This window comes from Yersinia massiliensis CCUG 53443 (assembly GCF_000312485.1).
GTDB lineage: Bacteria > Pseudomonadota > Gammaproteobacteria > Enterobacterales > Enterobacteriaceae > Yersinia > Yersinia massiliensis.
Genome location: NZ_HE997643.1, coordinates 329,468 through 342,211 on the forward strand (window position 1 = coordinate 329,468; position 12,744 = coordinate 342,211).

A 12,744-nucleotide genomic window follows, 5' to 3' on the forward strand; every position below is an offset into this window, starting at 1 on the left:
GTACAATATTTTCCGTTTCCCAAACGGAGCCCATGTATGAGACTAGTCTATTGCTAACCAGCGGGCATCCACGACGACACCCAGTATTTTATAGTGGCCTGTTAGCTCGATTAGACGATAGGCTTGATTCTATAGCCTCATACCAATTGTCCGTACTTATTCAACCGATATAAAAACATGGGAAGGCTTGGGTTTCTCGGCAAGATTAATTGATAATCATTGCTATTTAAAGGCTAATGAGCATAGTAGTTATTGTTATTTTTATGCTGCATGGCAGTTAAACTGCGTATGTTTTTTTATAAAGATAAAATATTTTCACTTTTATAACGTAAATAATATGTAAATATCATTTTTTGATAAATATGCATTCTGATTTTTTTGATGTAACTCAAAAAACAGTTGTGGTCTTGACTGTCTCCTTTCTCATTACCATGAGAAAATTCCCACCACCATGTTTTGTCTTGTTTTTTTATTTCATTATTTGTCGATATTATTAACTTTTGACTGACGGGATAATTTATTTGTCATATTCAGTGTGTGTATTTTCCTACAAGTTAAATGAAAAATCCTACACCTGATTTTTCGTTTTCTTTTGTTCATATTTATTCATTCTTATTATTTTACAAAATAGTAATATCTATGTGTTTTTTAGCCTAATTGACAATATTTAAAATGATGAAATAATAGCCACAATGAAATCGGACTTCACTGGTCCAGGATATAAATCCTAATTAAAAATATTGTTCTAAACATATTTAAAATCACGGGGAAATAAACATGAAAATTAAAACTACCAGCGCATTAATTGCAGCTATCACTGGTCTGTTTATCGCGCAGTCTGCTTTTGCTACAGACGGTACCATTACTATTAATGGCCAAATTACTGATACCACTTGTGGCGTTTCAGTGAATAATGGCACTAAAGATGGCACCGTCAACTTACCGACTATCTCTGCCAGCGCATTGAGCACCATTAACTCGGTTGCCGGTACTACACCTTTTAGTATCGTCTTATCTGGTTGCTCAGGGGCGTCAATGAATAATGCTTATGCTTATTTTGAGCCAGGCGCTACGGTAGAAACCTCAACAGGTCGTTTGAACAGCAATGGTACATCGACAGGTGTTCAGGTTCGTCTATTAAATAAAAATAGCTCGCCTATTATGGTAGGCGGTGCAGGTCAGAGTAGTGTCGTCGAAGATATATCTGGTGGTGGCGCGACATTAGCCTATTATGCACAGTATTATGCGAACAACGCTTCAGTCGGTGCGGGTACAGTAACGACTCAAGTTGACTATACTATTGTTTATGACTAAGTAATGCTTGTGATATAGCGGGGCTGATAAGAGGGAGATAGTTAATTTCCAATGTTATCAGCTACAACATGGGAGCTTAATGCTCCCTGTTTAGTTCGCTCTGTAATGGGAAACCTTATGCGTAAAACATTCTTTATAGCATTCACTTTGGTCACATTATTCATTACGGCGACAGTTGCTCGCGCGGAAGTGATGATCACTGGGACGCGTGTCATTTACAATGAAAAACAACGTGAAGGTGTTGTTAAGGTTTCCAATACAGGGAATATGCCAGTTCTTCTGCAAGCCTGGATTGATAACGGTGATGCGAATGCACGTCCGGATACTATCAAAGTACCTTTTAGTGTTACACCACCAGTAATACGTTTAGATCCTAAAAGAGATCAAACTATCCGGCTGTTTCGTACTGGCAGTGGTTTGGCGACAGATCGTGAAACGCTTTTTTGGTTTAATTTGTTAGAGATCCCACCTAAACCAACAAAAAGTGCTACCGGCGAAGATAACAAATTGCAACTGGCTTTTCGGACCAGGATTAAAATGTTTTATCGCCCAGCAGAATTAATGATGACGTCAGAACAGGCGATGAAACATTTGACCTTTTCTAAGAAAGGTAACCAACTGGTAATAAAAAATGCGTCACCGTATTACATTACCTTTAGGAAAATTGAGTTTCGTGCATCTAAAGAAAGCCCAGTTCTGGCGAGCTTGACTAAAATAAATAATAAAATGGTGGCGCCTTTTGCTGAGCTTAGTTTGCCGGTGAGCATTCAAGGGGCAGCCAATAATACGACGCAAGTATTTTATTCTATTATCAATGATCAAGGTGGAGAGACGCAGGGCTCTCAAAAACTGGAACAATAAAATTAGAAAGTATAAACATAATTAATTTATCTCCTTTTGCCTCTTTATGGCATCTCTTCATTTAATGGCCCAGATATAATGCATTGTAATGACATGTATTATCAAAAATGCGAGCGCCCGAACTACTTATCGGCATTCTTCCTTGTTATTTGTAGTTTGGGCTGTGTGCTATTTAGTCCAGCTTCAGCCGCTGAAGATTCTGAACATGTTGAGTTCAGTGATTCTTTCCTTCGTTTCTCTGTGGATGCGGCGCGTTACAGTGAAGGGAACCCAGTTGCTCCAGGAGAGCGCAGCATTGATATTTATCTGAATGAGCAGTGGATTGGGCGTCAGAATATGCGCTTTGAATTGCCCACGCCAGATTCTAAAGTTGCCTCCCCGTGTTATGACTCCGCGCTATTTGCTGAATTAGGCGTTGATACCACACATATCAATTCTGGAATCTTAACGCAGCTTGATACAACCGATGTGTGCTTACCATTGAGCAAGCTCGTGGAGGGCGGTAATGCGATTTTTGATGAGAATATTCAGCGCCTCGATATTCAGGTTCCTCAAGCGTTTTTAATCCGTCAGGCTCGTGGCTATGTTAATCCCAAATATTGGGATGACGGGGTGACTGCGGCAACTTTAAAATATGATTACACCGGTTATCGTAGTAATCAGCGCGATATTAGTAGCCAGACATATCAATATCTGGGGCTGTTGGGTGGCTTTAACTGGCAAAGTTGGCGTTTGTATTATCGTAGCGCACTCAATCGTAGTGATAGCCAAGGATTTGATTATCAAAACTTGGCCACTTATGCTGAGCGCGCAGTGCCATCCTTATACAGCAAAATGACAATTGGTGATTCAAGCACCGATGGTCAGGTGTTTGACAGCATCAGCTATCGCGGTATTGAGCTGGCCTCAGATGACCGCATGTTTGCTGATTCTCAGCGTGGTTATGCACCAGTGGTACGTGGCATTGCTCGGACCAATGCCCGCGTAGTGGTGCGACAGCAAGGCCAATCCATCTATGAGACCACGGTACCGCCGGGGCCTTTTACCATCGACGACCTCTATCCTACTGGTCAGGGCGGTAATCTGAGTGTGACTATCACCGAAGCCGATGGTAGCGAACAGTCTTTTACCGTGCCTTTTACCGCCATTGCTGAATTATTACGGCCAGGAACAACGCGCTACTCCTTGATGGCCGGTGAGTATCGTGACAATTCAATGGTGGAAAAACCAACCCTGTTTATGGGGACCGTACGCCATGGTCTATCCAATCTCATTACGGGCAATGGCGGGGTTGTCGCTGCCGAAGGGTATCTTTCGGCATCTGCTGGGCTGGCATTCAATACTTCCGTCGGTGCGCTGGCATTTAATGTGACACAAGCGCAAACCAAACTACCGGATGAAGGCGATCAGAATGGCCAGAGTATTGGTATCACCTACGCCAATTCATTACCCGAAACCAATACCAGCTTGACCATCGCCAGCTACCATTATTCTAGTGATGGTTTTTACACACCCTCTGAAGCCATGCGAATGCGTGATTATCTACAGCACGGCGAAGTGAATAGAACTATTTTCAATTCTAGTCTGCCAACCGATAGCACTAGCTATGATGACAGCTTTAAATATCGTCGTCGTAATCAGGCGCAAATCAGTATTACTCAAGGCCTGCCTGAGGGTTACGGTTCGTTTTATGCCAATGCCAACGCGCAGGATTACTGGGGTGGGCAGCGACGCGATATGAACTTCCAGCTTGGCTATAATAATAGTTATAAGTCACTGAGTTATAACGTCGCAATTAACAGATTGCGCAATATGTCTAGCGGGGATTGGGATAATCAGTTGAGTGTTTCTTTCTCTATTCCGTTGGGAACCCAAAATGGCTCACCGCGGCTTAGTACTAGCTATACCAGCACTCGCGACAGTCATTCGCTACAAACGGGCGTTTCTGGTTCTGCCGGAATTGATAATCAATTTAACTATGGTGTCTCAGTTGCGGATAATCGTACTGATGAGAATGGCAACTATAACACTCTGGGTGTGAATGGTAATTGGCTGGCACCCAAAGCCACTGTCGGTGGCAGTTATTCAAAAAGTAATGATTACGATCAGGTCAGCGCCAGCCTATCTGGCGGTGTTGTTGCTTACAGCGGTGGCGTGGTTTTTGCGTCATCGCTGGGTGATACCGTTGGCATTGTTGAAGCACCGGATGCGGCCGGTGCCCGTGTGACTAACTATTCGGGAACACGCCTTGATAGCCGAGGCCGGGCGATTGTGCCTTATCTGAGCCCTTATCGGCAGAATGATGTTGAACTTGATCCAAAAGGTTTGTCGTCAGATGTGGAATTTAAAACCACCAGCCAGCGGGTTGCGCCAACCGCAGGCGCGGTGGCATTGATGAAATTTGAGACTTCAAGTGGTTATTCGATTCTATTGACTGGGCGTCGGGCGGATAGCACGCCACTGCCTTTTGGCGCTGAAGTTAAAGACACTAATGGTATTGGTGTGGGCTATATCGCTCAGGGCGGGCAGGCCTTGGTTCGAGTGAATGAGCAAGAGGGCCATCTGCGCGTAATATGGGGTGATGGCGTTAGCGAAAGTTGCGGATTTGATTATAAATTACCCGGCGGCGCTGTGGTTCAGGGAGAATTCCGGCTGTTAGAGGTGATATGCAAATAGATGCTGATCGGAAGACAGGAATACGATAATGATGCAACGTAATTTTTTACGCTTTGGCTCGACTCTCTGGGCCGCGGTGACCCGATGGAAGCCTCTGTTTTTGGGCGGGTTGTTGCTGCTTGGTGATGCCGGTTCGGTCAAAGCCGAGGGCATTTATGCTAACTGTGCGCGTAACAGCGGTTATTATCAGTATTTCGATACTACGGCTCTGGAAATAGGCAAAGACAGTACCGTCGGTAGTGTGATTGGCCCTTGGATCAATTCAAATAACCCTACCGCCTGGAGTTGCACACCTAACAGCAACTATCAGCAGCCGATAACTTTTAGCGTGCAAGGTTATCCACCCTATACAGTGAACAGCAGTATCAGTACAGATGGACAAACTTACACCGTTTACAATCATCCCGGCAAAACTGGTCTGGGTTACATTGCCCGCTGGCGCTTTACCTTAAATGGCAAAACCACCAATTGGCAGCCACTGACTATCGCCACTGGGGGGCAACAAACACATCCTGATTCGATAGCCATCAGTTACAATGCCGGGGTCAAGTTCTATCTGGGGCTTGATGTTCAGGTCCGTTTTGTCAAAATCGCGACTAGTCTGACTAGCGGTACCATACCGTTGTTCGACCCAACTTATATGCGCCATGTGCAAACCTACAATAACGGTACGCCTGCAGTAGGGGATCTCACCTATATGATCACCCAGTTTAAAAGTGGGAGTTCAATTGCCGCTGGCACAGGGACTTGCACAACGCCGAATGTGACGGTTAACCTGCCTGAGGCTTCAGTCAGTGATTTTCACGGAGTTGGCTCTAATGCGGGGCGTAAAGCATTTAATTTGGCATTCAACCAATGTCCAGCCGGTTTGGCCAGTATCGGTTACAGTTTTGCAGCCACTACGCAAGTGCTTGATGCCACAAATGGTGTGGTGGCACCTAATGCAAGCTCCACTGCCAGTGGGGTCGGTATCCAATTATTGCGTGGTACGGGTACACCGGTGACCTTTGGTACGGTTTATCTGCTGGATAACTACGATGCAACGTCAAAGGCCAATTATCAGGTGCCAATGCAGGCTGGGTTGTTTCAAACTGGCAACTCGGTTGGCGCAGGCAGTGCGAATAGCGAAATCACTTTCACGCTGAATTATAAGTAGGGCTACTATGTCAGCTTTTAATTGTTGGAGTTTTAACCTGAAAGGTCGATGGTTAAGTGGTTTGTTGCTCATCAGTGCGATAGCCCTGTTTATCCAAATTCCAGCCACACATGCCGAGATTTATCTGGGAGCCACGCGTTTGATCGTCAACGCGAAAGATAAAGAGGCAACACTGAGAGTGGTCAACGAAGGTCGTTCAGCCGTGCTGCTACAGATCTGGGTAGATCTTGGGGAAAGTGAAGCACCGCCAGAGAAAATTACCACGCCTTTTATCGTTGCTCCTCCGATTTTGCGCCTGGATGGCACACGCTCACAACGCCTCAGAGTTTTGTTTACCGGCAGAGGTACACCACTGCCCAGCGATCGGGAGTCGGTATTCTGGCTAAATGTACTGGAAGTCCCGCAGAAGGTAACAGGTAATAACGCCAGCCATATGCAGATGGCTTTCAGAACGCGAATTAAATTGTTCTATCGACCGTTGCCGTTGCAGGGAATTAGCACCGCCAATATTCAGGAACAGTTGCGTTTTAGCTTGATAAAACAAGGGAATAAATCTGAGGTGCGGGTCAGTAACCCTACACCTTTTCACCAGACATTACTGGAAATCTCATTGGGGCGCGATAAGAACCAGATTATCGCGAGTGTCATTCCTGAAAGTGGCATGATCGATCCTAAAGGGCAGGATAGCTTTGCTTTGGAGCACATGAAGGGAACCGTTACTGCCGGTATGACGGTGTTTTACTCGGTATTGGACGACTTTGGCACGGTGGTGACGGGTGAGCAGCAGCTACAGCCCTGACAGATTGAATAGCCAATAATAACCGATGGTATTTTGGCGGTCCTACCCAATCAGCCCAACGCCGACCAGTTGCCCCCTCGTTAGTCCCACCATTTCATGTTAAATTCAGCAATCTAAGGCCATTGCATCGTTTTGGGTATCTGTATGTTTACATATCAAGAAATATCGGCGTTAAACGAACTTGAATTGATCGTTTATAACTACATCATCAAAAATACCGACAAAGTGATGTATATGACCATCAGAGAATTGGCTGATGCTGCGGGTGTTTCTACCACCACGGTTTTACGCTTCTGCAAGAAAATGAACTGTGATGGTTATTCTGAATTTCGGGTTCGCTTTAAACTGTATTTAGAACATGATGACAAACTACCGGTGAGTTTTGGCATTAGCGAAATAATAAACTATTTCAAAAGTATTAATAATAGTGAATTTGATGAATTACTTGATGTTGCCGCGGCGCAAATAGCCGAAATGAACCGAATTATTTTTGTTGGAATAGGGACGTCTGGCGCATTAGGTAAATACAGCGCACGTTTCTTTTCTAATATTGGAAAGTTTAGTACTTATATTGATGATCCTTATTATCCCATTAATAGTGATATGTATCAGGACGCCATTGCGATTATCCTATCCGTATCTGGCGAAACAGAAGAAATCATCCGGATTGCCAACCAATTTAGTCTGCATAAATGCAAGATAATCAGCCTGACAAACAGCGATAACTCAACGCTCGCCAAAATGGCTGATCTTAATATATCCTATCATATGCCGCCCATTGTCTTAGAAGGCCAATATAATATTACCACCCAAATACCGGTGCTATATATTATTGAAACCATAGGGAAAAAACTTCCGCAATTAACACGAAAATAAACACCCTAAAACAGGGTGTTTTTTCTATGTGACATATTCCAAATGACGAGTTTTGTTATATCGTGACTTCAAATTCCTTTTTGATAAACTTCATCCTCAGTCGAAAAAATACTAATAATAAATGAATAATGTTCTGCTTCCCTTATACTCAGTATCTGCGACAGGAGATGAATAATGGCAATTGATTACGCACTCACCGCTCAAGAAATTATTAAATATATCGGTGGTGATAATAATGTGATTAATGTCACACATTGTGCGACACGTTTACGCTTTATCTTGAAAGATAATACCGTTGTCGATAAAGAAAGATTAAATCGTGTGAAAGGCGTTATCACCGTTATTGAAGCGGGCGGGCAGATGCAGGTGGTGATTGGTAATCATGTCGGTGATGCCTATCTCCATGTAACTCGTTTGATTAATATCGATGAAAGTACCCCCGTTGCTGCACCTAAGGTCGGCGTGGTGAGCCGCCTGATGGATATTATTTCCAGTATCTTTGCTCCCTTTCTTTATCCGCTGGCTGCATGCGGTATCTTACAAGGAATTATCTCTTTTCTTGCCGCGATAGGTTGGATGGATGCCGCGAGCGGAACTTACCGTATTCTGAATTTTGTCTCATGGACCGGTTTTACTTTCCTACCGGTGATGGTGGCCTTTACCGCTGCTAAAAAATTCAATGTGAATCCTTTTACGGCCGTGATTACCGCTTGTGCGCTGATCAGCCCTGACTACATGAGTATGCTGACCGCGAATAAAATCACCACAGTGAACTCTGCTGACCCAGCTGTTCAACAACTGATGCATGAAGCGGTAAATAATCCACAGATTGCGCATATTTTAACTACCATCGCGGGTATTCCGCTATCTTCTCCTACACTGGATTTCTTCGGTATTCCCGTGCAATACCTGAGTTATACCGCCTCGGTCATTCCGATCATTTTGATGGTTTGGGCGATGTCGTATGTACAGCGCTTCTTTGAACGCATCCTACCGATGGTGGTGCGCAACCTGTTCACGCCGATGTTCTGTATTGCCATTATGGTGCCATTAACACTGCTGGTGTTTGGCCCAGTGGGCAACCTTATTGGCGGCGCGATTGGTGGCGTTTACAACACACTTTATAACCTCAGCCCCGCAATCGCAGGGTTTATGGTCGGGGCATTCTGGCAGCCATTGGTGACGTTGGGAGTCCATTGGGGCATTACACCGGTTACGGTGGGTAACTACGCCACTTTGGGTTATGACACCTTTACCGGTCTGCAAGCCTCTGCGGTGTTCGCCATGGCAGGCACCATGTTCGGCGTTTACCTGAAAACACGTAATCGTGAAATGAAAGGCATTTCATTGTCAGCCGGTATCACGGCATTGTTCGGGATAACCGAGCCAGCGATTTACGGTGTGGCGTTACGATTGAAAAAACCGTTCCTCTGTAGCTGTGCTGCGGGAGGAATTGGCGGGGCGATTGCCGGTTCCTTTAATGCGGTGTCGTGGAGTTACTGCCTGCCGGGTATTGCTGTGCTGCCGGTCTTCTTTAAAGAAGGGCATATGACTCAGTTCCTCGGATTCCTGCTCTCCGTCACGGTCGCATTTGTATTGGGTGCTGTTTTCACGTGGTTGGTGGGCTTTACGGATGAACCAAACAGTGTGGAGCAAAGTGTTAGCCAATCTGAAACACCGCTGACACAGGCGCAGATGAATCAGGGCTAAATGAAACCGGTATCCTCATCAGGCGGGGCATTGCCCGCCATTGATTTCTATTTCGGGGCGTATAGCTGCCCATTGAACCAAGGGAGAATTTTATGAGTGACAAACAATTACCAAAAGATTTCTTATGGGGCGGCGCTGTTGCGGCGCACCAAGTCGAAGGCGGCTGGGATAAAGGTGGCAAAGGGGTGAGTATCGCCGATGTCCTTTCCGGTGGCGCACACGGTGTTGATCGCGTCATGACTGATGGTGTACAGGAAGGTTACCGCTACCCGAATCATGAAGCCGTTGATTTTTATGGCCACTACAAAGAAGACATCGCACTATTTGCGGAAATGGGCTTCAAATGCTTCCGGACTTCCATCGCTTGGACGCGTATCTTCCCGAACGGTGATGAGCAGCAGCCGAATGAAGCGGGCCTGCAATTCTACGATGACATGTTCGATGAATTACTGAAATACGGTATCGAACCGGTGATTACATTATCTCACTTCGAAATGCCGTGGCATTTGGTGAAAGAGTACGGCGGTTGGAAAAATCGCCAAGTGGTCGACTTCTTCGTGAAATTCAGCGAAGTGGTGATGGAGCGTTATAAAAGCAAAGTTAAGTATTGGATGACCTTTAACGAGATCAATAACCAACGTAACTGGAAGTATCCGTTATTCGGTTATTGTTGTTCGGGTGTGATTTTTACCGAGCAAGAAAATCCTGAAGAAACCATGTATCAAGTACTTCACCATCAGTTTGTTGCCAGCGCTAAAGTGGTCAAACTGGGCCATGCCATTAATCCAGACTTCAAAATTGGCTGTATGGTGGCGATGGTGCCACTGTATCCGTTCTCTTGCCATCCAGATGACATGATGTATTCCGTTGAAGCGATGCGTGAACGTTATCTATTCGGTGACGTCCACATGCGCGGTTACTACCCGTCATACATTCTCAATGAATGGGAGCGTCGAGGATTTACCATTCATATGGAGGAGGGCGATCTCGAGGCGCTGCGTGAGGGTTGTGCAGACTACATGGGGTTGAGTTATTACATGAGTAATGCAGTTTCTGCGGTCAATCCGGGGAGCGGCAATTCACTCTCTGGTTTTGAAGGCAGTGTCCCTAACCCGCATGTGAAAGCGTCAGACTGGGGATGGCAGATTGACCCAGTGGGCTTACGCTATTCACTGAGCGTCTTGTATGAGCGTTATCAGAAGCCACTGTTTATCGTTGAGAATGGTTTTGGTGCGATCGATAAAGTCGCAGACGACGGCATGGTCCATGATGATTACCGTATTGCCTATTTGAAAGCCCATATTGAACAGATGAAGAAAGCAGTGTTTGAAGACGGGGTTGATTTAATGGGATACACCCCATGGGGCTGCATCGATTGTGTGTCATTCACCACCGGTGAATACAGCAAACGTTATGGTTTTATCTACGTGGATAAAAACGATGATGGCACTGGCACCATGGCGCGTTCACGCAAATTAAGTTTTGATTGGTATAAGAACGTCATTTCGAGTAACGGTGAAGATCTCTAAACCGCGATAGCACTCTTAACCACAATAAAACGGTAAATCGCAACAACAACATTATTTATTTTGGGAAAGGCATTTAATTTGGGAAAGGCGGGTTAATCATACCGGCCTTTCCTTTCTTTACTTTATTGCGTGACCCCGATGATCACAGAGTATTTTCCGCATTACTGCATTCTCAAGAGTGACACCCTGTCGCACCGGGAAGCGTCGCTCAACCACATGAAAACCATGGAGAATAAAGAAGGGTTCGGCTGTCTTACTCACCTGCGATGTCAGTTCACCGATACCCAATAAATTTGCTTCTTCATGGAGGCGCTTCATCAATAGGGTTCCAACCCCTTGTCGGGAATGAGCACTCGCTACGTAGAAATGGTCTATATAACCGTTAGCTTGGAGGTCCGCATACCCTACGATTTCTTTATTCATCTCGACGATAAATGGGCTTAAATCTCTCATCTGCTTGGCCCATAAGTTGGGATCGACTTCCGTTGGAGCCCATGCCTCTAGCTGCTTCTTAGTGTAATCCTGTGATGCAATTTCATGTACTGCGGAGAAAAAAATACGAAATAACGCAGTTTCATCTCCAATGCTAAACCGCCGAATCAACATAAATTTCACTACCCTGTAAAGTTTCTTGTTTGCAGATATGTGTTTTTATATTTGAGCTTAATGAACCGTCCAGTCAGGGAAAATCATAGGTAATGTGAATGCTTGAAGCTGTTCCGCAGATAATTGGCGGCGTCCCTCATTAATTGCAGCACCCGGCCCCTTGCTGTTTGCCTCGAAGAAACGTGCGTCTTGCGGATAGAACCAGATTTTCTCGCCTTGCTTATCTTTACCAGACATTTTATCCCAACCGTAAATATGATCATCCATTGTTGTATTGATAAATACAGCCTGACCAATTGCTGCCGGATCGGCATAACGGCCATCAACAAAAGTGGTTGTCGGATGCCATGGTCGCCCTAAAGCAAAACTGTTGGCAGGAACACCGGGCTCTTTGGTCAACCGGCTATTAATAAATATCAAACCATAAGGTGAGGTTGTTAATGTGCTTGGGGCCGTGATATAGCCATAAGGCGGCGCAATATCACTTCGATTACGCGCGACAATAGTGCAATGGTCAAATACCGTGATGCCCGAGCCAAAAATAAAATCAACATGCCCACTGATTTCACAATCGGTGAAATAACTCCGGCTGCCGGTTTTGCTATAAAGCGTATCTTGGTAGCCCTCAAGTTTCACCGCTTTGAAACGTGCTTTGTCACTATTTTCAGCTAATAGCAGTGCCACGGCTTGCGTGTCTTTTAATTTTGTAGGGTCAGTATCCGCTTTCTTGCTATTGGCTGGGAAATCAAAATCATTACGAATAGTCAGATCTTCCGCTGTAAAGTTCGGGGCATTAACCAGCACCGTGCTGCTGCCCGACGTTCCCCATTTTTCGTTTTGTGGATTGAGCATTCCCGCCGCAGTATTGGCGCTGATCACAGTGCTATCCCGAGTCTCCCCTTTAAGGGTCACATGACTACGGGTCACGACTAGCCTTTCGGTATAAACGCCATTTTTCAGGAAGATAATAAAAGGTGTGTCATCCATCGGTGCTGATTTCAATGCAGCATTAATCGAGGAAAACTCACCTCCTTGCGGTGTGTTAGAAACAACGGCGTTATACGGCGTAGCATTCGCCGTCCCCAAGATAACAAACGACATCAATCCTAATAAAAGCGTTTTACCAAATACATTAATGGGCATTTTTGGGGTCCTCAGTGACTCATATTTACCAGAGTAAAATCACGTTTCGTGACGATAAATGATGGAAGATGTGA

The 12,744-nt window shown here is 45.1% G+C and carries 10 protein-coding genes and 1 pseudogene; 8 read left to right on the top strand and 3 right to left on the bottom strand.

The genetic code is table 11. The features are described 5' to 3' along the window. Window positions 1–42: 42 nt before the first annotated feature. A pseudogene (locus BN68_RS23805) lies at window positions 43–129 on the bottom strand (peptidase S24); the annotation flags it as partial. 648 nt (window positions 130–777) lie between these two features. Here BN68_RS23805 and BN68_RS01535 point away from each other — a divergent pair. From BN68_RS01535 to BN68_RS01570, 8 genes are all read left to right on the top strand, one after another. Continuing rightward, complete coding sequence (locus BN68_RS01535) at window positions 778–1,314, top strand: fimbrial protein (RefSeq protein ID WP_019209389.1); 537 nt, start codon at window positions 778–780, stop codon at window positions 1,312–1,314. Between the two features lie 117 nt (window positions 1,315–1,431). Continuing rightward, the gene (locus BN68_RS01540) at window positions 1,432–2,175 is read left to right on the top strand and encodes a fimbrial biogenesis chaperone (protein WP_019209390.1); all 744 of its coding nucleotides are present in this window, start codon (window positions 1,432–1,434) and stop codon (window positions 2,173–2,175) included. A gap of 93 nt (window positions 2,176–2,268) precedes the next feature. Then, entirely contained in the window at window positions 2,269–4,851 is a 2,583-nt protein-coding gene (locus tag BN68_RS01545; RefSeq protein WP_019209391.1) for a fimbria/pilus outer membrane usher protein, read from the top strand. A 28-nt stretch (window positions 4,852–4,879) separates the two neighbouring features. Beyond that, a complete protein-coding gene (locus BN68_RS01550; protein WP_019209392.1) occupies window positions 4,880–6,007 on the top strand; it encodes a fimbrial protein in 1,128 nt (375 codons plus the stop codon). A 7-nt stretch (window positions 6,008–6,014) separates the two neighbouring features. Next, on the top strand, window positions 6,015–6,806 hold the full coding sequence (locus BN68_RS01555) for a fimbrial biogenesis chaperone (RefSeq protein WP_019209393.1): 792 nt from the start codon (window positions 6,015–6,017) through the stop codon (window positions 6,804–6,806). A gap of 144 nt (window positions 6,807–6,950) precedes the next feature. After that, window positions 6,951–7,682, top strand: a complete 732-nt coding sequence (locus BN68_RS01560; RefSeq protein ID WP_019209394.1) for a MurR/RpiR family transcriptional regulator — start codon at window positions 6,951–6,953, stop codon at window positions 7,680–7,682. 174 nt (window positions 7,683–7,856) lie between these two features. Then, window positions 7,857–9,392 (top strand): PTS transporter subunit EIIC, encoded by a 1,536-nt coding sequence (locus tag BN68_RS01565; protein WP_019209395.1) that lies wholly within the window; start codon window positions 7,857–7,859, stop codon window positions 9,390–9,392. A 92-nt stretch (window positions 9,393–9,484) separates the two neighbouring features. Continuing rightward, complete coding sequence (locus BN68_RS01570) at window positions 9,485–10,921, top strand: 6-phospho-beta-glucosidase (protein WP_019209396.1); 1,437 nt, start codon at window positions 9,485–9,487, stop codon at window positions 10,919–10,921. 117 nt (window positions 10,922–11,038) lie between these two features. Here the strand turns inward: BN68_RS01570 and BN68_RS01575 are convergent, their stop codons facing one another. Continuing rightward, window positions 11,039–11,527 (bottom strand): GNAT family N-acetyltransferase, encoded by a 489-nt coding sequence (locus tag BN68_RS01575; RefSeq protein ID WP_019209397.1) that lies wholly within the window; start codon window positions 11,525–11,527, stop codon window positions 11,039–11,041. A 57-nt stretch (window positions 11,528–11,584) separates the two neighbouring features. After that, the gene (locus tag BN68_RS01580; protein ID WP_019209398.1) at window positions 11,585–12,670 is read right to left on the bottom strand and encodes a pectinesterase family protein; all 1,086 of its coding nucleotides are present in this window, start codon (window positions 12,668–12,670) and stop codon (window positions 11,585–11,587) included. Window positions 12,671–12,744: the final 74 nt, after the last annotated feature.